Genomic DNA, 23,074 nt, shown 5'->3' on the forward strand with positions numbered 1-23,074 from the left:
TAATAAAGATTGTTTTCCATCAATAACACGTGTATCTAAGTGAGGAACAGACATTGGTGGTGCACCAATTTTTGCTTTTCCATATACTTTAGCATGATGTTTTTTGATAACTTCTTCGTTTTGACAAATTAACCATTGTCCACCAACTGGGAAACCTCCAAATTTTTTCGATTCAGGAATTCCAGATTTTTGCAACAATAAAATTGCTCCTCCACCTGCACCAATAAATACGAAATCAGCATTAAGTGCTTTGTTATTTCCAGATTTTAAATCTTTTACTTTTACTGCCCATTTTCCGTTGCTAAGACGAGTTAAGTCTTTTACTTCGTGTTCAGTTTCTAATGTAATTTCTTTTTTGTCTTGTAAACCTTTGAAAATTTGACGCGTTAATTCACCAAAATTTACATCAGTTCCCAAGTTCATATGCGTTGCCGCAACTTTTTCGTTACCTTTTCTACCATCAACAATTAATGGAGCCCATTCTTTGATTTTAGAAACATCATCCGAATATTCCATATCCTTAAATAAAGGATGTTGAGATAATTTTTCGTAACGTTTTTTCAAGAAATTTACATCGTCATCGCCCCAAACAAAAGACATATGTGGAGTAGGACGTAAGAATTTTTCTGGAGAAGAAACGTAATTATTTTCGACTAAGTAAGACCAAAACTCTTTCGAAGTTTCAAATTGTTTTGCAATATTAATTGCTTTATCAATATAAACCACTCCATTTTTGTCCATTGGCGTATAATTCAATTCACAAAAAGCAGAGTGACCAGTACCTGCATTATTAAAAGCATCAGAACTTTCAAATCCAATCTTATCTAATTTTTCGAAAACAGAAATCTTAATAGCCGGATTAATTTTTTTAAGAAGTATGCTTAAAGTAGCACTCATGATACCAGCACCAACTAACACTACCTCTTGAGGTTGTTTTTCCATTTCTCAAAAATATATTTACGTTGCAAAGGTATTAATAAATAGCCTTTTTTGCGAAATAATACGCAGAAAAAACAATGATTTTTTACATAAATTATTGTTTTGAGATAATTTGAATAGATTTTATTTTATAGAAAATTATTCAACTTCAAGATTATTAGATGTCTTTACTTGATAAATAGAGAGAAATTATTAATTTGAATTCATGAAATTTAAATTTTATCTTCCATCCAACGTCTAAGATTGATGTAATTGGTATTTCTTCGCAATAGATTTTGATTGTCCGAATCTTTCAAGAAATCATCTAATTCTCTGAAAGCTTTAACTTTTTCATGTGGATACAAATCATTCAACTCAATAAAAAATAAACTAATTTTTCGTGTAATAATGTTACTATTTTTCATCTTTTTGCAGAATTGATGCGTTTTGTACGAATACATATCCAATTCTTGATCGTTGCCAGAATCATATAAATTCATCATAATCAAAACCAGGGTATAAAAATGTAAATCTTCTTGAATTGTAGATTCACTATTGATAATTTTTTGACAATAATCAAAGGAATTATCCCAATCTTTATTCAGAAAATAATACGCAGCAATCTTTAAATAAAGCACTAAAATATGATGATTATCGATTTTATGTTGATGCAATTTTATTTCGCGCAAAATATCTTTAATCAAAAATGGACTAATATTTTCTTTCGGATTAATGAAAAAATAATTCAGTTTACTATTAAATTTATTGATAAACCAAAGCGCTTCCACATTATCATTTTGAGGTAAAATCTCATAAACAGATTCTAATTTATCAAACCAAAATTTGAATTCTTCCGATTTTTTTTTCAGATATAAAATCTTCAATAAATATGAATTTCCTTTGATAAACCAAACAGGATGACTAAGAATTCGTTCTTTTTTCTCGTAAAATAACTCAACCCATTTTTTCGAAAATTCATAGGCAGAATGAAGGTTTTGCGTTAACATCGACAACCAAACATTTGCTTTATAAAACCACAATTTCTCTTTGAATTTTAATTTCTTAAAATCGATATTTTTTGTTTTCGAATCAAAGAAATTCTGAATTTTTTGAATTTCATCATCATCTTTTGCGTATCCATTTTCGAGCAAAATACTATACAATTTTAGCGATAAATTAGACAATTTACTTGCTTGTAAATTCTGTAAACTCAATTCCTCCGATTGTTCAATCAACTGATCTGCACGACCAGAAATACTTCGCGTAATAAATTGCGATTCGATAATTTTTTCGAGCTCTAAAATATCATAAGCAATAGCTTTTTCGTCAAAATCTAAGGCTTGAGTTTTGGCTTTGTCCAACATTTTTAGACTTTGCTTGTGCAAGCCTTTTTGGTATAAAATTGTAGCAAAATCAAATTGTTCACGTATTTGCATACGCGAATTCTGTTGCGAAGGATTCATTCTCAAGCTAAACAAAATTTGTTTGTACAAATGCGCTTTTAGATTTGATAATTGTTGTTTCGTGGTAATTTTTTTCTTCAAAATTGACGTTTCATCATATTCTTCCAACTTATCCAACTCTTCAAATAATAACAAAAATTTTGCATCTGCATTAATTTGCAAACGATTTACATAAAGTTTAAATTGACGTTTTTCGGAACGATTAAGCGACTTTATTAAACTAAATAGTGCGTCTTTGTTATGATTTGACATTGTAATTAAAATATGTTTAGTGTGTTGAAAATAAAATAATTATAATAAATATTTTAGCTTTAAGAATTGTAAAACACTTTTCAATTTGAAAATTTAAAGTTAGTACAATTTTAATTTTACATCACAATAACAAACAAAACTAATTGCAATGAGTGCTGAGAAGATTCAAATTTTTGATACGACACTGAGAGATGGAGAGCAAGTGCCGGGGTGTAAGTTAAACAAAAAACAGAAGTTAGAAATTGCGGCTCGATTGGACGAATTAGGCGTTGATATTATCGAGGCTGGTTTTCCAATTTCAAGTCCTGGAGATTTCGAAGCCGTAAATGCAATTTCAAAATTAGTGAAAAATGCCACAGTTTGTGGTTTAACTCGTGCAAACAAAAAAGATATAGAATCTGCAGCTAAAGCTTTACAATATGCCGTAAAACCAAGAATTCATACCGGAATTGGAACTTCGGATTCTCATATTATTCACAAATTTAATTCGAATCGTGAAGCGATTATCGAACGTGCAGTTGAAGCGGTTGCATATGCAAAAACATTTGTAGATGATGTTGAGTTTTATGCTGAAGATGCAGGAAGAACGGATAATGCTTTTCTTGCTCAAGTTTGTGAAGAAGTGATAAAAGCTGGTGCGACGGTTCTTAATATTCCAGACACAACGGGTTATTGTTTGCCTTTTGAGTATGGAAATAAAATTAAATATTTAAAAGATCATGTTCAAGGAATTGATAATGTGATTATTTCTTGCCACAATCATAACGATTTAGGTTTAGCGACAGCGAATGCAGTTGCAGGAGCTATAAATGGAGCACGCCAAATAGAATGTACAATTAATGGAATTGGTGAGCGTGCTGGTAATACGGCCTTGGAAGAAATCGTGATGATTTTTAGACAACACAAAGAATTGAATTTTTATACAGATATCAATGCTCAAATGTTAACAGAATTAAGTCAATTAACTTCTGAAACAATGGGAATGATGGTTCAACCAAACAAAGCAATTGTAGGATCGAATGCTTTTGCGCACAGTTCTGGAATTCATCAAGATGGTGTGATTAAAAACCGTGAAACATACGAAATTATCAATCCAGCAGATGTTGGAGTTAATGAATCCTCTATTATTTTGACAGCTCGTAGCGGGCGTTCGGCGTTAGCTTATCGTCTAAAAGATATCGGTTTCGATACATCTAAAAATGAATTAGATATTTTATATGAACAATTTTTAGAAATTGCAGATTTGAAGAAAGAAGTTGTTCGTGAAGATTTACTTGGATTAATGCATCAGTTTAATCAAACATCACAGAGAAAATTCGCATGAGAACATTATTCGATAAAGTGTGGGATGCCCATGTTGTCAGCCAAGTAGAAAATGGACCACAAGTGATTTATATTGATAAACATTTAATTCACGAAGTAACAAGTCCACAAGCTTTTGCAGAATTAGAAGCGAGAAATATTCCAATTTTTCGACCAAATCAAATTGTTGCAACTGCGGATCACAATGTACCAACGATTAATCAAGATAAGCCAGTTCGAGATCCATTATCAAAACAACAATTAGAGCAATTAGCGATTAATTGCGAAAAAAATAATATTACTTTTTATGGTTTAGGTCATCCGTATCAAGGAATTGTTCACATTATTGCGCCAGAATTGGGTGTTACGCAACCAGGAATGAGCATGGTTTGTGGCGATAGTCACACATCTACGCATGGAGCTTTTGGAGCAATTGCTTTCGGAATTGGAACAAGTCAAGTTGCACAGGTTTTTGCTAGTCAATGTTTGTTGATGAATAAACCAAAATCGATGCGAATTACAGTTAATGGAAAACTGAATCCAAATGTTCAACCAAAAGATGTGATTTTGTATATCATTTCTAAAGTTGGAACAAATGCAGGAACAGGTTTTTTCTGTGAATATGCAGGAGATGTTTTCGAGAATATGTCGATGGAAGGTCGAATGACAGTTTGTAATATGTCGATAGAAATGGGCGCTCGTGGCGGAATGATTGCACCAGATGAAACAACTTTTGCTTATTTAAAAGATAAACCATTTGCACCGAAAGGAGAAGATTGGGAGCAAAAAGTAGCATATTGGAAAACTTTACCAAGTGATGCTGATGCAATTTTTGATGAAGAAATAGAATTTGACGCTGCGGATATTTATCCAATGATTACGTTTGGTACGAATCCAGGAATGGGAATTTCGGTGAAAGACAGTATTCCTTCTAAAGATTCGTTAAGCGATAATGAAAAAGAATCGTTTGAAAAAGCGTTGAAATATATGGGATTCCAAGATAATCAATCAATCATCAATCATCCAATTGATTATGTGTTTATCGGAAGTTGTACCAATGCAAGAATCGAAGATTTGCGTGAAGTGGCAAATTATGTGAAAGGAAAACAGCGCAATGAAAATGTAACAGCGTGGATTGTTCCAGGATCGAAACAAGTAGAAAAGCAAGCGATAGAAGAAGGTTTGGATAAAATTTTTGAAGCTTCTGGGTTCAGATTGCGCGAACCAGGTTGTTCGGCTTGTTTGGCGATGAATGACGATAAAGTTCCGGAAGGAAAATATTGTGTTTCGACTTCGAATAGAAATTTTGAAGGTCGTCAAGGTCCAAATTCTCGTACATTATTAGCAAGTCCTTTGATTGCTGCTGCTGCTGCAATTCACGGAAAAATTTTTGATATCAATTAAAATTTACTCAAAATGGATTCAATCAATCAACTAAAATCATCGGCTGTTCCGATTAAAATAGAAAATATAGATACCGATCAAATTATTCCAGCTCGTTTTTTGAAAGCGATTAGTAGAGAAGGTTTTGGAGATAATTTATTCAGAGATTGGCGATTTAATCAAGATAATCAATCAATTGAAAATTTCCCGCTGAATGATTCAAAATATGCTGGAAAAATATTAGTTGCAGGTAAAAATTTTGGTTGTGGAAGTAGCCGAGAACACGCCGCTTGGGCAATTAAAGATTATGGGTTTGATGTAGTGATTAGTAGTTATTTTGCAGATATCTTTAAAGGAAACGCATTGAATAACGGAATTTTACCAATCGTTGTTTCAGATGAAATTTTAAATCAAATCTTTGAAATCATCGATCAAAATTCTTCAACTGAATTTGAAGTTAATTTAGAAAATCAAACCTTAAAAATTCAAGATCAAACCATCAACTTTGATGTTGATTCTTATAAAAAAATCTGTTTATTAAACGGATATGATGACATTGATTTTTTAATCAGTCAAAAAGATAAAATAGAAACTTACGAACAAAACCAAAAATCTTTACAACATGAAAACGCATAAAATTGCAGTACTTTCTGGCGATGGAATAGGACCAGAAGTCGTTTCGGAAACAATAAAAGTTCTGAAAGTCGTTAAACAAATTTTTAAATATAATTTCGAATTTGAGGAAGCTTTGATTGGTGCAATTGCGATTGACGAAACGGGAAATCCTTTGCCTGATGCGACATTGCAATTATGTAAAGATGCAGATGCGGTTTTGTTTGGTTCTATTGGTGATCCAAAATATGACTATAATCCGAACGCTAAAGTTCGTCCCGAACAAGGTTTGTTAAAGCTGAGAAAGGAACTTGGTTTATTTGCAAATATCCGTCCAATCAAGGCTTACGAATCTTTGTTGGGGAAAAGTCCATTGAAACGTTCGCACATCGAAGGAACAGATATGGTTATTTTTCGTGAATTGATTAATGGAATTTATTTCGGAGAAAAATTTACAGCGCAAGATGGTTCTCATGCGTATGATACGTGTTCGTACAACAGAAAAGACATTGAGCAAATTACACATTTAGCTTTTCAGGAAGCAATGAAGCGTCGCAAAAAAGTAACGTTGGTAGACAAGGCAAATGTGTTGGATACCTCTCGTTTATGGCGAAAAGTTGCGATGGATATTAGTCAAGAATATCCAGAAGTTGAATTAGATTTCTTGTTTGTTGATAATGCAGCGATGCAATTAATTATCAATCCAAAACAATTTGATGTGATTTTGACAGAGAATATGTTTGGTGATATTATTTCGGACGAAGGAAGTGTAATTGGTGGAAGTATAGGGTTGTTGCCTTCGGCTTCTATTGGTACAGAAAATGCATTGTTCGAGCCTATTCATGGTTCGTATCCACAGGCAAAAGGTAAAGGAATTGCAAATCCTATGGCTTCTATTTTGAGTGCCGCAATGATGTTGCGTTATTTGGGATTAGAAGAAGGGGCAAAAGCAATAGAAAATGCGGTGGAAAATGCGATTAATAATTTGATTGTAACTTCAGATTTAGATGAAACGAGCGATTATTCGACGTCTGTTGTGGTAAATTATATTGCGAAGATATTATTGAGCGATCATGATCATCATTCATATTTTAATTTTGAAAATGTATTGATGGGGAAATCGACGATTATATAGTTTTTATTATTTATGACTTAATGAAAAAGCCATTCAGAGTTCTGAATGGCTTTTTCTATTGTATATTTTTATGAGTTGATGATTACATCATTCCTGGCATTCCTCCACCCATTGGTGGCATAGCAGGCTCATCTTTTTTAATTTCTGTAACAACAGCTTCAGTCGTAATTAACATACCTGCAACAGAAGCAGCGTTTTCTAATGCAACACGAGCGACTTTAGTTGGATCAATAACTCCAGCCTCGATCATGTTTACATATTCGTCAGTTTTCGCATTGTATCCGAAATCACCATTTCCTTCTTTTACTTTTGCAACAACTACAGAACCTTCTCCACCAGCGTTATGAACAATTTGGCGTAAAGGTTCTTCCACTGCACGTGTTACAATTTTAACACCTGTAGCTTCGTCAGCATTTGTAGTATCAATTGTTAAGTTAGATAAAGCTCTGACAAAAGCAACACCACCACCAGCAACGATACCTTCTTCTACAGCAGCACGAGTTGCGTGTAAAGCATCATCAACACGGTCTTTAATTTCTTTCATTTCAACCTCTGAAGCAGCACCAACGTATAATACAGCAACACCTCCAGCTAATTTAGCTAAACGCTCTTGTAATTTTTCACGGTCATAGTCAGAAGTAGTTGTTTCTACTTGCGCTTTAATTTGGTTAACACGAGATTTGATTTGCTCTGCATCACCAGCACCATTAACAATAGTTGTATTGTCTTTGTCAATAACTACTCTTTCAGCAGTACCTAACATTTCTAAAGTAGCAGTTTCTAACGTAATTCCTTGCTCTTCAGAAATAACTGTACCTCCTGTTAAGATTGCGATATCTTGTAACATCGCTTTTCTACGATCTCCAAATCCTGGTGCTTTAACAGCAGCAATTTTTAAAGAACCTCTTAAACGGTTCACTACTAAAGTAGCTAAAGCTTGACCTTCAACTTCTTCAGAAATAATTAAGAATGGACGTCCTGATTGAGCAACTGGCTCTAATAAAGGTAAGATTTCTTGTAAGTTAGAGATTTTTTTCTCACATAATAAGATGTAAGGATTCTCTAATTCAGCAATCATTTTATCTGCGTTTGTAACGAAGTAAGGAGATTGATATCCACGATCGAATTGCATTCCCTCTACAACGTCAACGTAAGTTTCTGTTCCTTTTGCTTCTTCAACAGTAATTACTCCTTCTTTTCCAACTTTAGAAAAAGCTTCTGCGATTAATGATCCAATAGTATCATCGTTATTTGCAGAGATAGATGCAACTTGTTTAATTTTTTCTGATGAATCACCAACTTCTTGAGATTGCTCTCTTAAGTTAGCAACAATTCCAGCAACAGCTTTGTCAATACCACGTTTTAAGTCCATTGGGTTTGCACCTGCAGCAACGTTTTTCAAACCTTCGCGAACGATAGCTTGAGCTAAAACTGTAGCAGTTGTAGTACCATCACCTGCAACGTCGTTTGTTTTAGAAGCAACTTCTTTCACCATTTGTGCACCTAAGTTTTCGATTGGATCTTCCAATTCGATTTCTTTTGCTACAGAAACTCCGTCTTTTGTTACATGTGGAGCACCGAAAGATTTTTCTAAAACTACGTTACGACCTTTTGGTCCTAATGTTACTTTAACTGCATTTGCTAATGCATCAACACCTCTTTTTAAAGCGTCTCTTGATTCAATATCGAATTTAATATCTTTTGCCATTTTTTATAAGTTTTGTTGTCTTAAGTCTTAAGTCTTAAGTCGAATATGATTAAAAATTAAAAAATAAGTTACTTTGTACTTAATACATTTTACTAATTACAACTAAATTTAGATGATTGCCAAAATATCAGCTTCACGCATGATTAAGTAATCTTTACCTTCTAATTTTAATTCAGTTCCTGAATATTTACCGTAAAGTACTTTGTCACCAACTGCAACTGTCATTGGTTCATCTTTTTTACCATTACCAACTGCAACTACAATTCCTTCTTGAGGTTTCTCTTTTGCTGAATCTGGGATAATAATTCCTGAAGCTGTTTTAGTTTCTGCAGGAGCAGGCTCAATAACCACTCGATCTGCTAATGGTTTAATGTTTAATTGTGACATATTTGTATTTTTATTTTAATAATTGATGGTTTTAAATAAACGAAAAACGTGCCAACACACAATTTCTGCCATTATGGATAAGTTAATTTCACTCCTTAAAACAAAAATGCCAAGTTGTATGACAACTTGGCATTTAAAGTGATTTTTATGAATAATTATTTTTTGATAATCACTTTTTTCGTGAATTGTTCGTTACCTGCTTCAATCGAAACAATGTAAACACCATTTGATAAACTAGATAAATTAACTTGTTGAGATTTCGAAGAATTCAATTTGTTTGAGTAAACTGTTCTTCCTGCTAAATCTGTCACCGTAATTTTACCTGTTGTAAATGATTTTGTAAAATCTAAATTGATTATTCCATTTGAAGGATTTGGAGAAATCGTACCTAAATCTTTCGAATTGATCTCAGAAGTTGCTAATTTATCAGAAATTTCAAAATTTGCGGCATTTACAGCTAAGAAAACATTATCAATTGCTTTAATCATAATGCGCGCTTCTTTTGTTAGTGTAACATTCGTTGGAACTGTGAAATCATATTTTCCATTATTTGGAACTGATTCAGCTAAAACATAATCAAATGTTTTTCCTCCATCAACCGATAATAAAATTTTTACATTTTGTGTGTCAATACCGTTTGAATCAGTTCCTGCAACATCCCAAGTAATTGATGCTGGATAATTTTGAGTCCAATAATCAGTTGTCGCTTGCGAAGTAACTTTGAATGGACCGAAATCTTTTGTAACAAGTACAACATTTTTACGATCAGTTTGACCTCCTTTAGGATTGTTATCTCTAACTAAAAGAGAGAATTTTAGCGTACGAGCAACGCTTGGAATAACTTCCCAGTTCATAGGAGCTGGATTTGTCTCTAAAGTTAATTTACCATCAACAATTGATTGTAAATTAGGGAAGTATCTGTATCCTACTGTAGTTGGATTAAGAGATCGAAATGTTGGTCCATTTTTATTAGTAGATACAGGAGGTTGCGTAGCTATTTGTGTATCTGTTTGTTCCCAGTTGTATGTTATTACGTCTCCATCAGGATCACTAGCTGTTGCTTCCAAAACAAAAGCGGTTGAGTGAGGAATGTTATATGACAATTTATCTAGAACAATGACAGGTTCATTGTTTCCTGAATCAGTATTTACTGAACAACTTCCATTTGTAGAAGTAATAAAATTATATATATTATTAACACTTACAGTAGAAAAATAAGGGTCACTATTATTTTGTACATTAGGAGGACAAATACCAGCATAAGCCATAATGGTACTTCCACTACCAGGTTCAACTGCTGTAGCGCCTGAGCGATTTCCACTACAAGAATTGTTAAAAGTATGTGGTGCTCCAAATTGGTGTCCCATTTCATGAGCTACATAATCGATATAGAAAGGATCATTTATAGGTGCTCCTAATCCAGTTACACCTCCTGCTTTAATTGTACTACAAGGACTTTGTAAGTAAGCTACTCCACCACCACCAGTAGAAAAAACATGGCCAATATCATAATTATCTACACCTATTTCTCTGTCTAAAACAATTTGATTTTCTTTTAGCATAGCACTTCCATTATTGTTGGTGTATTCATCTGTTGTAATAAAAATAATTTTATCATTATTTTCCACTAGTTCCATTGTTACACCAAACTCTTTTTCATAAACACCATTTACACGAGTCATAGCTACATTTATAGCTGAAATAACAGCTGCTAGTTTTTCTTCATTGGTACCAGATGATAATCCTGCTCTATTTACATGGTATCTAGAGTACTCTATAGTTGTCGCTAAAGCTAAACGGTATTTTCTCATTTTACCATCAATAGCAGTTTTATTCGTAGGTATATCATTTGTGATTTGATTGATTAATTTCTGTTGATATACATCATCTGTATGACAAGAAAAATTAATATTATCATCAACATTTTTTCTACTATATGAAATGTAAGTTGACAAATCTTCTGTATAAGCATCAATATAAGAAATATCGTGACCTTTCTGTATCATTGCACTAAAACCGTGATAAGGAGAATAACTAAAACGGATTGTAGCTTTTCCATCAACAGATTTCCCTACATAAGATTTAATCGTGTTATATTTCTCTTGTAATTTAGGCGCCATAATAGATGCTTCTTCAACAAGATATTTTGTTATTTCACCACTTTCATTCGGAATGTTTACTAACTGAGCATTATTATTCCCTTTGTTGGCAATAGAATTTAAGTCATTAAGTAAACTTGTAACATCTAATTTAAATAATGTAAATTCTTTAGGAACAGTAGATCTTTCAACTAAATTAGTAGGTTGAAAATTTTTATTTTTCAATTCTTGCCAATGATTACTTTGCGCAAAAACCGAACTTCCTCCCATCAGAAGAGATAAGATAATAAATTTTGTTTTCATAAATTTCAATATTCTAGTGTTAAATAATTAATTTCTTTAGGTATTTCTATAAAAAATAAGTTGATGGATCTATCAGCTTCATCTTTATATTGATGTAGTCTTAAAATGTTTTTTTTAGAAGAACTAGTTAATTCAGAGATTTCGTAACGATCAATATCTTCTTTACAAATAACTGCAATATTTTTATTTGAGAAGTCAATTATTTCTAATGGAGCGTTTCGTTGTCCCGGAATAATTAATGACTTTTGAAATTCATCAAAATCTTTCATATTTGTAAAAACTTTTACTTCATTTTTACATCCTTTTCCATCAAATCCAGTTCTAAAAATATTTAATTCATTCATAAAAATAGTTTTTAAAACTTTTCGTTGGCCGCATCCGATAAAAAATAAAGATATTAATAGTATAAAGAAGTAATAGTGTTTCATATTCAGTGTTTAGGACTAAATTATGAATAAATATTCAATATAAGGCATTAAAAAACGCGAATCATTTGATGATTCGCGTTTTTTAATTTATTTTCTTATCAAAATTACTTCGCTGGTTGTGGTTGAGCTGGTAATTGATTTTAACTTGCTCCGTTTGCAGCAGGTTGCGTTGGTAAATTATTAGCCGGTGCCGTAACATTTGGCTTAATTGGTTTTATCGCATTTGGATTTTCATGCGAAGCACTTGCTCCAATAATCAATACGATTACAGCGATAAATAATCCCCAAGTTGTGTTGTCTAAGAATTTATTCGTTCTTTGAACTCCAAACATTTGGCTTCCTCCGCCACCTCCAAAAGTAGAAGATAATCCTCCTCCTTTAGGGTTTTGAGATAATACGATTAGTACTAATAATACACATAAAATCATGATAATAATCATGAAAAACTGAAATAGTCCCATTTTATTATTTAGAGTTTTTTAAATTTTCAATTTCTTTAATTCGATTTGCAAATAAACTATTTTTTTCTGGATATTTCAAAATTAATATCTTATAAGCTTTAATTGCCTTATCATATTTTTTTTGCTCAGTATAAATCTGAGCCAAAGTTTCGGTCATCAAATCCGAATATTCTTCCGTATTCTGAACGAAATTTGAAGGTGTGCTGACTGGTGTAATATCCGTTTTTTTCATCGGAACGATTTTCGGATTTTTTTCCAAAAAGTCATCAATCAACTTATATTTTATTTCTCTTTCTGCAATTTCTTGCTCTTCTTCAATCTCTTGTTGTGTTTTTGATTGAGAAGGAACTTTTTTCAACCAATCTGAAAAAGAAAACGTCGATTCATCCAAATTATTTTCAATAATCTCTACTTTTTCTTCAATCGTTTCAGGTTCAGATTCTTCAATTACTTCAGCATTTTCAGACAATCCTTCTATAATTTCTTCTTCCTGATTATCTTCTATTGTTACTATTGTTTCAATTACTTGCTGAGGTTCAGATTCAATAATTTCAATTCCAGAAGTTTGTTGAACAGCATTTTCGATATCATTTTCAGAAGTTAAATTTTCTTCTTTCGAATAATTTTCTACCACAACTTTATTCGTGATTTCAGCAACTTCGTTCAATTCTTCATCCGAAATAATGTCAACCACATGATCTGTTCTCAATTCCGATTCTTCTGTATTATTTTCGATCATTTCGTCCACAATATCTTCATTAATTTCATCAGAATTTATGTCAGAAACAACCTCAATTTCTTGATTAGATTCTTCTTCCTTTTCTTCAATGATTTCATCAAAAACTTCAACTGTTTCGTTATTGTTTTCGATGATTTCAGAAGTAGAATTTTCTAAAATAGGTTCAGAAATAATTTTGTTTTCAGCTAATTCTTCCACTTTTTCTTCTTCCATTTCAGGAGAAATAGTTTCAGTTTTTGTTTGAATTTCTTTCTGAATTGGTTCCGAATTGATGTAATGATACAAATCGACACGATTGCTGCTGTGAATTGACGTTTTGTTCAAATAATCCTCAAAAGAAGGATGATTTTCCTTTTTCAAACCATAAAGTAACAATGCACGCAATGTGTAGAAATACGGATATTTTTCTACTTCTTTTTTAAGAAGTGGAATGTCCGATTTCTCGACTTCGTACGGATGTGCTACTAAATATTCAATTCTGGTCATTGCTCAAATATAAGGTTATTTTTTTACCAATCCATCGCAATAGACGCAAAAACTTGGTCGCGAATATCATCAATAATTAATGGAACAATTGACGATTCTACAGCGCTTAACATAGCATTTCCGTCATATAATTGGAAAGCAGAAAATGTTCTGTCATAACTTTTTGATTCGTCTTTATTGTTGATATATCGAACTTTTACATAAATTGTCAAACGGTTTTTTGCTGCAATATCATTCGATTGAATTGCTTCTGGAACAACGTCGTATCCCGTAATTTCACCTTCGATAATTAAGTCAGAATTTTCGTTTGAGTTTAACTTCAACTTCGTTCTACTTCTAAAAATATCTTGAATGGCAATCGTTAAATCTTGACTTAAAGTAGGATTTTGTTGAGGTGCGTAATTCGGGAAAGTTGCCACATAAATTGTGTTCCAATCTGGTTGAATTGCAGCTCCCGAAAGTGAATATTTTATACATCCTGTTAAACTAAAAATAGCAAAAATACTAAGGATGAATAGTTTTATTTTGTTCATATTACAAATGATATTGTTTGATTTTTCGGTACAATGTTCGCTCAGAAATTCCCAATTCGTCAGCCGCCATTTTACGTTTTCCTTTGTGTTTTTCTAACGCCAATTTTATCATTTCCTTTTCGTTATCCTGTAATGAAAGCGATTCTGGTTCTTCGATTGGACTTACATCATATACATCGTTCGAATAATCGTATTGCGATTGTTGATAATTTGGTGTAATTGGAGCAGATTTCGTTGGAACCAAATTATATTGACTTGGCACAAAATCTTCTTCTGGTTCGTTTTGATCTTGATAAACGCGCTGAATCAATTCTTGCGTGTTGCCATTAAAATCTTCAACATCTTTGTGTTTGATCAAATCTAATGTTAAAGCACGTAAATCGTTCAAATCTTTTTTCATGTCCAATAAAACCTTGAACAATAATTCTCGTTCCATAAAATCAGAAGAACTTCCATCTTTTGATTTGTTTGTAACCGTTAACATTGTTGAATTATTGGGTAATAATTCCATGATTTTTTCTAACGAAATCACGCGGTCTTTTTCAACAACAGAAACTTGTTCAGCAAAATTTCTCAATTGACGCACATTTCCCGGCCAAGGATAATTCGCAATATAATTTTGGGCTTCTGGAGAAAGCTCGATATGAGGCATTCTGTATTTATTTGCAAAATCTGAAGCAAATTTTCTGAACAATAAATTAATATCTTCTTTTCGCTCGCGCAAAGCTGGAATATCAATTTGAACTGTATTTAATCGATAATATAAATCTTCTCGAAATTTACCTTTTTCTACCGCTTCTTTCAGTTTTACATTGGTTGCTGCAACAACACGAACATTTGTTTTTTGAAGTTCCGAAGAGCCAACTTTCATAAATTCACCCGACTCTAAAATACGCAACAAACGCACTTGTGTAGCTAAAGGCAATTCACCAACTTCGTCTAAGAAAATTGTTCCACCATCTGCTACTTCAAAATAACCTTTACGTGTTTGTGTTGCACCTGTAAAAGCTCCTTTTTCGTGTCCAAATAATTCAGAATCTATTGTTCCTTCTGGAATCGCACCACAGTTCACTGCAATATAATTGTTGTGTTTGCGCGCCGATTGATTGTGAATGATTTTCGGAATAAATTCTTTACCAACACCACTTTCTCCGATAACAAGAACAGAAATGTCGGTAGGTGCAACCTGAATCGCCTTTTCTAAAGCACGATTCAAGGCTATATTATTTCCAATGATTCCAAAACGTTGTTTGATAGTTTGTAAAGAATCCATTTTTTTATTTTTTAGGTTTTTGAAAAATGATCTATCAAATTTCAATTATTGTCTTATTAAAACCGTCATTTCGAGTAAAATTTTTTAGAGTTTGTATCGAAAATAAGGTTTTAAACTATTAAAATTCTATTCTCAATACGATTTTTAATCATTTCATTTATAAAAATCACTCGAATTGACGAATTTTATTTTTAGTATACAATTGACGGATTGATTGTTTATCCTTCTATCATTTCACCAATCAAAGTAGCCGTTGTACAGCTATTTGCTTTTACGTTTACAAAATCTCCTATTTTAGTTCCTTCTATTTTAGGGAAAACTAAAACCGCGTTTTGTGTATTACGTCCGTACCAGAAATTTTCGTCACGTTTAGAGTTTCCTTCAATCAAAACTTCATGCGTCTTTCCAACATAACTATTCATACGCTCTGCAGAATGTTTTTGTTGCATTTCGATGATTTCTTGTAAACGACGCTTTTTATCTTCTGGTAAAACGTCATCAGGCATTTTTTTGTGGGCTGGTGTTCCTGGTCGCTCAGAATAAGCGAACATATAACCGAAATCATATTTCACATATTCCATTAATGATAATGTATCTTGATGTTCTTCTTCTGTTTCGCCACAGAAACCTGCAATCATATCGTGCGATAAAGCACAATCTGGAACGATACGACGAATTTTATCAATTAATTCGAAATATTCTTCACGAGTATGTTGACGATTCATACGTGCTAAGACAGTCGTAGAGCCCGATTGAACAGGTAAGTGAATGTATTTACAAATGTTTTTGTGTTTCGCCATCATTTGCAATACGCCTTCTTCCATATCTTGTGGATTAGAAGTTGAAAAACGTAAACGAATGTTAGGAAACTGCGTAGCAACCATGTCTAATAATTGAGCAAAATCTACAGCAGTCGCTTTCTGAATATCAGTTGCATTTTTGAAATCTTTTTTTGGTCCTCCACCATACCATAAATATGAATCGACATTTTGACCTAAAAGTGTAATTTCTTTATAACCAGATTCTGCTAATTCTTTACACTCATTCAAAATTGAGTGCGGATCACGAGAACGCTCACGACCACGTGTAAAAGGTACAACACAGAACGTACACATGTTATCACAACCACGAGTAATCGTAACGAAAGCTGTAACGCCATTTCCTCCTAAACGAACAGGAGAAATTTCTGCGTAAGTTTCTTCTTTTGATAATTGTACATTTACCGCATCACGACCATCTTCTACATCGTTGATTAAGTTTGGTAAATCGCGGTAAGCATCAGGTCCAACAACGATATCAACTAAATGTTCTTCTTCAAGAAATTTATGTTTCAAACGTTCCGCCATACAACCCAAAACACCAATTTTAAGACTTGGATTTTGTTTTTTGATCCCGTTTAATGTTCCTAAACGTTTACGAACTGTTTGTTCCGCTTTTTCACGAATAGAACAAGTGTTTAAAAGAATTAAATCTGCTTCGTCAACTTTTTGAGTGGTTTGATAACCTTCGTTATTTAGAATAGATGCAACAATTTCACTATCCGAGAAATTCATTTGACATCCGTAACTTTCTAAGAATAATTTCTTTGTTGCATTACGAGTAGGAGCAGTCATCAAAGCCTCTCCTTGTCTTGCTTCATCTATATGTTTTTCTTCTGTATGCATTCTAAAATGGATATTTTATCGTGCAAAAATAATAAATCTATGTGACATATTGGCAGTAAAATTTTCTTTTGCATTTTATTAACATTTTGTAGATTTGAGGAAATCTAAAAAAAATATAAAACTATGGATGATAGAATTAGACAAAGAATAGAAGAAATTAAGCAACGGGGAGTTAATATAAACGTTGGAGATATTTTTTCAAAATCATGGGAAATTTTTTCGGGAATCGCATTATATGCAATTCTTGCAATTGTAATAACATTCGCAATTAGTTTCATGATTAATTTCTTCTTAGGATTATTCATTTCAGCACCAACTATGGTTATCAATGATTCATCTGATTTAAATGAAGTGCTTGCAGAAGTATCATCTCCTTTAGCGTTGGTGAGTAATATTGTTAGTATTGTAGTTGCAGCAGCTTTAGCACCAATTACAGTAAGTATTTTGACAATGGCTAAAAAATTTAATAAACATCAAAATCCAGACTTTTCAGATTTGTTTATTCATTATAAAGATGGAAAATTTGGGGTTATTTTTACAACATATTTAGCTGTTCAATTTTTAGGATTCATAGGTATTTTATTATGTATTGTACCTGGGTTCATTTTCTATGTTACATCAATATTAGCAATTCCGTTTGTTTTGTTTACAGGTTTTACAACAACGGAAGCTATAAAATCAAGTGTAAGTATTTTATTTAAAAACTTCGGATCAGCATTTGTTTTTTGTTTGGCTTGTTTTGGAGTCGCAATTTTAGGAGCACTTGCTTGTGGAGTTGGATTATTAGTAGCAATGCCTCTAATCTATATTGCAACATATGTTTTATATGAAACAGTTATAGGAACAGAAGATGAAGAACAATCAGAAATAGACCAAATCGGAACAGATATTTACAAGGATAATCCTTACATGAAATAGACAAAATTATGAAGCAGTTGAAAATCATTTTTGGCTGCTTCATTTTTTTGTTATTAATTTTGCAGAAATTTTTTAAGAAAACAATATGTCTAAAAATCTCGTTATTGTTGAGTCCCCAGCAAAAGCTAAAACCATTCAAGGTTTTTTAGGTGATGATTTTATCGTGGAATCAAGTTTTGGTCACGTGGTCGATTTACCAAAGAAAGGAATGGGAATCGAAATCGAGAATCATTATAAGCCAATATACGAAGTAACACCTGATAAAAAGGAGGTTGTAAGTAAACTGAAAAAATTGTCTTCGAAAGCCCAAACAATTTGGTTAGCATCCGATGAGGACCGCGAAGGAGAAGCAATTTCTTGGCATTTGTATCACGTTCTTGGATTAGAAAAGAAAGATACAAAGCGTATTGTTTTTAATGAAATTACAAAAAAAGCGATTCAACGTGCGGTAGAAAATCCACGTCAAATTGATGAGAATTTGGTTGATGCACAACAAGCTCGTCGTGTTTTGGACAGATTAGTTGGTTTCGAAATGTCGCCAATTTTATGGAAAAAAATAAAACCAGGTTTATCTGCAGGACGTGTTCAATCAGTTTCTGTTCGATTAATTGTCGAACGTGAAAAAGAAATTCAAAATTTTGTTCCAGTTTCATCATATAAATTCATTGCAATTTTCGAAACAAATGATGGAAGAACATTAAAAGCAGTTTTAACAAAAGAATTTTCTACGTTAAAAGAAGCCGAAGATTTCTTAGAAACATGTGTTGGAGCAGATTTTAAAGTAAATGATTTACAAAAGAAACCAGCAAAACGTACACCTTCAGCACCATTTACAACATCAACTTTGCAACAAGAGGCATCTCGTAAATTAGGTTTTTCAGTTTCAAGAACGATGCGTGTCGCACAACAATTATACGAATCTGGACATATCACATATATGAGAACAGATAGTGTAAATTTGTCTGATGAAGCTTTAACAGCGGTAAAAGCTGAGATAGAATCTGCTTACGGAAACAAATATGTTGAGATAAGAAAATACAAAAATAAAAATTCATCTGCACAAGAAGCGCACGAGGCGATTCGTCCAACACATTTCGAAAATCATTCGATTAATGCAGACGATTCAATGCGAAAATTGTACGAATTAATTTGGAAACGTACAGTTGCTTCTCAAATGGCAAATGCAGAACTGGAGAGAACTATTATTGATATTGATAACAACAAAAACAACTTTATTTTCCAAGCGAAAGGAGAAATAATTGTGTTTGATGGTTTCTTAAAAGTATATCAAGAATCGTTTGACGAAGAAGATGCAGATGACGATAAAGTATTATTGCCAAATGTAAAAGTTAATGAGCAATTGAAAGCAGATGAAATAAACGGTACTGAACGTTTTTCTCGTCCTGCGGCTCGTTATACAGAGGCATCTTTGGTGAAAAAATTAGAAGAATTAGGAATTGGTCGTCCGTCAACTTATGCACCAACGATTTCTACAATCCAAAATAGAGGTTATGTGGAAGTTGGTGAATTGGATGGTCAAGAACGAAAATATAATACCTTAACGTTAATCGATAATCAAATCAAAAAAGTTCAACAAAAAGAAATTTTTGGAGCTGATCGTCGCAAATTAATGCCAACTGATATCGGAATCGTGGTAAATGATTTCTTGGTTGATTATTTTACGAATGTGATGGATTACGATTTTACGGCACGTGTTGAAAATAGTTTTGATGATATTGCAGAAGGTAAATTGAATTGGACAAAAATGATTGATGAATTTTATACGAAATTTCATCATGTTGTAGAAGATGTTCAAGAAAATGCAGATCGTGCAACTGGAGAACGCGAATTGGGAATTGACCCTGTTTCGGGTAAAAAAGTGCATGCACGTATTGGACGTTTTGGACCAATGATTCAGATTGGTGAAGCAGAAGATGAAGAAAAACCTCGTTTTGCAAGTCTTCAAAAGCATCAATCTATTCATAATATTACCTTAGAAGAGGCAATGAAATTGTTCGAATTACCAAAAACTTTGGGTGAGTATAAAGCGCACGAAGTAGAAGTGAATATTGGACGTTTTGGGCCTTATGTGAAATTTGATGATAAATATATTTCGATTCCGAAAGAGGAAGATCCAATGGATTTATCATTTGATCGTGCAGTAGAATTAATTGAAGAAAAATTAAAAGCTGATGCACCGATTGCACAATACGAAGGGTATGATGTAACAAAAGGAAAAGGACGTTTTGGACCATTTATCAAATGGAATGAATGGTTTATTAATGTTCCAAAAAAATACGATTTCGATCATTTATCTCAAGCTGATATTATCGAATTGATTGAAGATAAAAAACGTAAAGAATCTGAACGTGTGGTACGCGAATGGGCAGAACAGGAAATTCGTTTGGAGAAAGCACGTTGGGGACGTTATAATTTGATTCAAGGAAAAGTAAAAGTTGAGCTATCGAAAGAGACGAATCCAGAAGCGTTGACTTTGGCTGAGGTTAAAAAATTAATAGAAGCAGCAAAACCTAAAAAGAAAGCGCCAGCAAAAAAGACAACTGCGAAGAAAACGACAACTAAAAAAACAACGACTAAAAAGTAATGTATAACGACTTTTTAAAACCCGTTTCTGAAGAATTACAAGATTTTGCTAAATCTTGTAATTCTTTTGCGTTAGGACAAGCTATAAAATTTCGCGAAGATGTGATCGAAATCGATGAAAAATCGAACGATAAAATCGCGATTATTGGTGTGACAGAATCTCGTTCGAAACAAAAAGATTTGATCGAAGATGTAGATTTTAGCCTTGTTCGTACACAATTGTACGAAATGCAAATGGGAAATTGGTCGATCGATTTGTACGATTTTGGTGATGTTGTTTTTTATGATGATAAATCCGAAACCGAAAAAGTTTTTAGAGAAGTTACAAACGGATTAATTCGTGATGGATACGTTGTTGTTATTTTGGGTGGAAATCCAAGTTTAGGTTATCAACAATATCGTGCGTATGATGAAATTGTTGATAAAGTTTACTACTTAACAATCGATCATAAATTACGATTAGGAAAAGATGAAGCGCAAACAACGGAGAATAATTATTTAACAAAAATTATTTCTAATGAGCCTTTCAATTTATTGGATTACACAAATATTGGTTTTCAAACATATTTCGTGGCGCAAGAAAAATTAGATTTGTTAGATCAGTTAAATTTTGATGCTATTCGTTTGGGTGTGATTTCTGAAAATGTAAAAGAAATAGAACCTTATTCGAGAGATGTAAATGCGGCTTTGCTTAATTTATCGAGTTTACAAGGTTCGGATTTCTCTTCTTCAAAAAATATGACGCCAAATGGATTTACTTCGCGCGAAATTTGTGCGTTGACAAGATATTTAGGTTTCAGCAATAAATTGACTTCACTTTACGTTTGTGATTATATCGAAAATTATAAAAAATTAGATCATCTATTAATTTCGCAGATGATTTGGTATTTTATTGATGGAAAAAATCACCGTCCAGAGATAAAAAGTTTTGACGATACACAATATTTTGAAAAAATTTTTGTTCCTACAGAAGGATACAATTATATTTTTTACCGAAATGTATTAACCAATCAATTGTGGATAGAAGTTGATAACACTGTTGATGGAGAGCGAAAATTTGAAATTATTCCGTGTTCAGAAAAAGATTACGAACAAGCCCTTAATGGTGATATACCAAATAGGTGGTGGAAATATTTCAAAAAATTTTATTAAAAAATAAAGAACAATTTTAAAAATCAATTAATAAATTGCCTTAATTTGTAGCCTTATTAATTGAGAACTAAAAGTATAAAACCTGTATAAAAATAAATCTATAACAGAATGAATAGAATTTTGGTAAGTGCATTGTTGCTATCTCTTTCTTTATCATCATGTAAAATGTTGAAAAACAGAGGGAGTAGTGATAGAAATGATGGACAAATAGTTTCGAAAACATCTTCGGCTTGGACGCCAGTTCGTCCAAAGGGAATGGTTCCGATTCCGAGTGGATCGTTTGTTTTAGGACAGACCGATTACGATTTTACAAAAACAAATGATGCTCCAGTAAAAACGGTTACTGTTACAGGTTTCTTTATGGATGATACAGAGATTACAAACTCTGAGTATCAAATTTTTGTAAACTACGTAAAAGATTCTATCGCTCGTACTGCTTTGGCTAACAAGGCAGAAACTTTAGGTTTTGATCCAATGAATCCTTCAACTGAGAACGATGGAATTGGAGCTTATGCTTACGTTTCGGGATCTGCAGATGGAGAAGGAACGCCATATGACGAATATTTAAAAAATAGTAATACAGGTCGTGATGGTCAATCTTTAGATGCAAAGAAATTAAATTGGAAACAGCGCTTGGAGTGGGATAAATACAAATATCCAGATGTAGATTATGCTGAGGTTATGGAAGGATTATATTATCCACCAGAAGAGCGTATGAATGGAGAAAGACGTATTGATACGCGCAAATTAAACTATTCTTATGTGACAGTTGATCAAACTGCTGCAGCAAAAAAACGTGGTACTTTCCGTGTAGATTTTCGTAAAGAATTTAGTTTAAATATTTATCCTGATACAACAGTTTGGGTAAGAGATTTCAACTATTCTTATAATGATCCAATGCACCAAGATTATTTTTGGCACAAAGCTTATGCAAATTACCCTGTTGTAGGTGTTAACTGGAATCAAGCAACAGCTTTTTGTGATTTCCGCACAAGATATCATAACACAGCATTGAATAATAAAAAGAAAAGAGGAAGTCAAGTAAAAGTAATTAGCTACCGTTTACCAACAGAAATTGAGTGGGAATATGCTGCAAAAGGTGGTTTAGAAAATGCACCTTACCCTTGGGGAGGTCCTTACTTAACTGACGATAGAGGTTGTTATTTAGCGAATTTCAAACCAAAACGTGGAGATTATTTAGAAATCAACGATGGTAAGAAAACAGGTTATATGTATACAGCTCCTGTAAAAACA

General features: G+C 32.8%; 19 protein-coding genes. 8 read left to right on the forward strand and 11 right to left on the reverse strand.

Features of this window, described 5'->3' with window-relative positions; all coding sequences use genetic code 11:
* Both B4E95_RS02375 and B4E95_RS02380 read right to left on the reverse strand, forming a co-directional pair.
* Positions 1–942, reverse strand: a 942-nt coding sequence (locus B4E95_RS02375) for a malate:quinone oxidoreductase (protein WP_291089658.1), incomplete at its 3' end; no start/stop codon positions are given.
* 209 nt (positions 943–1,151) lie between these two features.
* On the reverse strand, positions 1,152–2,633 hold the full coding sequence (locus B4E95_RS02380) for a hypothetical protein (protein WP_291089662.1): 1,482 nt from the start codon (positions 2,631–2,633) through the stop codon (positions 1,152–1,154).
* 148 nt (positions 2,634–2,781) lie between these two features.
* Here B4E95_RS02380 and B4E95_RS02385 point away from each other — a divergent pair, with 148 nt between their 5' ends.
* The 4 genes from B4E95_RS02385 to leuB are packed head-to-tail and all read left to right on the forward strand — an operon-like array spanning position 2,782 to position 7,065.
* Positions 2,782–3,957 carry a 2-isopropylmalate synthase gene (locus B4E95_RS02385; protein WP_221855341.1) on the forward strand — a complete coding sequence of 392 codons (1,176 nt, stop codon included), beginning with the start codon at positions 2,782–2,784 and terminating at the stop codon, positions 3,955–3,957.
* Positions 3,954–5,339 (forward strand): 3-isopropylmalate dehydratase large subunit, encoded by a 1,386-nt coding sequence (gene leuC, locus B4E95_RS02390; RefSeq protein ID WP_291089665.1) that lies wholly within the window; start codon positions 3,954–3,956, stop codon positions 5,337–5,339. The genes B4E95_RS02385 and leuC overlap by 4 nt, the downstream gene beginning before the upstream one ends.
* 12 nt (positions 5,340–5,351) lie before the next feature.
* Entirely contained in the window at positions 5,352–5,954 is a 603-nt protein-coding gene (leuD, locus tag B4E95_RS02395; protein ID WP_291064070.1) for a 3-isopropylmalate dehydratase small subunit, read from the forward strand.
* The gene (gene leuB, locus B4E95_RS02400; protein ID WP_291089668.1) at positions 5,941–7,065 is read left to right on the forward strand and encodes a 3-isopropylmalate dehydrogenase; all 1,125 of its coding nucleotides are present in this window, start codon (positions 5,941–5,943) and stop codon (positions 7,063–7,065) included. The genes leuD and leuB overlap by 14 nt, the downstream gene beginning before the upstream one ends.
* A gap of 82 nt (positions 7,066–7,147) precedes the next feature.
* Here leuB and groL read toward each other — a convergent pair whose 3' ends face one another.
* The 9 genes from groL to miaB form a co-directional block, all read right to left on the reverse strand.
* Complete coding sequence (gene groL / locus B4E95_RS02405; RefSeq protein ID WP_115001715.1) at positions 7,148–8,773, reverse strand: chaperonin GroEL; 1,626 nt, start codon at positions 8,771–8,773, stop codon at positions 7,148–7,150.
* 108 nt (positions 8,774–8,881) lie between these two features.
* Positions 8,882–9,160 carry a co-chaperone GroES gene (locus B4E95_RS02410; protein WP_019975019.1) on the reverse strand — a complete coding sequence of 93 codons (279 nt, stop codon included), beginning with the start codon at positions 9,158–9,160 and terminating at the stop codon, positions 8,882–8,884.
* Between the two features lie 155 nt (positions 9,161–9,315).
* Entirely contained in the window at positions 9,316–11,562 is a 2,247-nt protein-coding gene (locus B4E95_RS02415) for a reprolysin-like metallopeptidase (protein WP_291089671.1), read from the reverse strand.
* A 5-nt stretch (positions 11,563–11,567) separates the two neighbouring features.
* Entirely contained in the window at positions 11,568–11,906 is a 339-nt protein-coding gene (locus tag B4E95_RS02420; RefSeq protein ID WP_221856119.1) for a hypothetical protein, read from the reverse strand.
* Between the two features lie 224 nt (positions 11,907–12,130).
* Positions 12,131–12,451, reverse strand: coding sequence for a preprotein translocase subunit SecG (secG, locus tag B4E95_RS02425; protein WP_291089674.1), 321 nt, complete (start codon positions 12,449–12,451; stop codon positions 12,131–12,133).
* Between the two features lie 4 nt (positions 12,452–12,455).
* Positions 12,456–13,676 (reverse strand): tetratricopeptide repeat protein, encoded by a 1,221-nt coding sequence (locus B4E95_RS02430; protein WP_291089676.1) that lies wholly within the window; start codon positions 13,674–13,676, stop codon positions 12,456–12,458.
* A gap of 23 nt (positions 13,677–13,699) precedes the next feature.
* Positions 13,700–14,209, reverse strand: a complete 510-nt coding sequence (locus B4E95_RS02435) for an LptE family protein (RefSeq protein WP_115001709.1) — start codon at positions 14,207–14,209, stop codon at positions 13,700–13,702.
* 1 nt (position 14,210) lies between these two features.
* Positions 14,211–15,482, reverse strand: coding sequence for a sigma-54 interaction domain-containing protein (locus tag B4E95_RS02440; protein WP_125349624.1), 1,272 nt, complete (start codon positions 15,480–15,482; stop codon positions 14,211–14,213).
* 218 nt (positions 15,483–15,700) lie between these two features.
* Positions 15,701–17,146: a tRNA (N6-isopentenyl adenosine(37)-C2)-methylthiotransferase MiaB gene (gene miaB, locus B4E95_RS02445; RefSeq protein ID WP_291089678.1), complete on the reverse strand. Its 1,446-nt coding sequence runs from the start codon at positions 17,144–17,146 to the stop codon at positions 15,701–15,703.
* A gap of 123 nt (positions 17,147–17,269) precedes the next feature.
* Here miaB and B4E95_RS02450 point away from each other — a divergent pair, with 123 nt between their 5' ends.
* The 4 genes from B4E95_RS02450 to B4E95_RS02465 all read left to right on the forward strand — a co-directional run.
* Entirely contained in the window at positions 17,270–18,064 is a 795-nt protein-coding gene (locus B4E95_RS02450) for a hypothetical protein (RefSeq protein ID WP_291089681.1), read from the forward strand.
* An 85-nt stretch (positions 18,065–18,149) separates the two neighbouring features.
* Entirely contained in the window at positions 18,150–20,669 is a 2,520-nt protein-coding gene (topA, locus tag B4E95_RS02455) for a type I DNA topoisomerase (protein WP_291089684.1), read from the forward strand.
* Positions 20,669–21,820 (forward strand): arginase family protein, encoded by a 1,152-nt coding sequence (locus B4E95_RS02460; RefSeq protein WP_221856107.1) that lies wholly within the window; start codon positions 20,669–20,671, stop codon positions 21,818–21,820. The genes topA and B4E95_RS02460 overlap by 1 nt, the downstream gene beginning before the upstream one ends.
* 108 nt (positions 21,821–21,928) lie before the next feature.
* Positions 21,929–23,074, forward strand: a 1,146-nt coding sequence (locus B4E95_RS02465; protein WP_291089688.1) for an SUMF1/EgtB/PvdO family nonheme iron enzyme, incomplete at its 3' end; no start/stop codon positions are given.

Origin of the sequence: Empedobacter sp. UBA7494 (assembly GCF_002478465.1) — a bacterium.
In the GTDB taxonomy this organism is placed as follows: domain Bacteria; phylum Bacteroidota; class Bacteroidia; order Flavobacteriales; family Weeksellaceae; genus Empedobacter; species Empedobacter falsenii_B.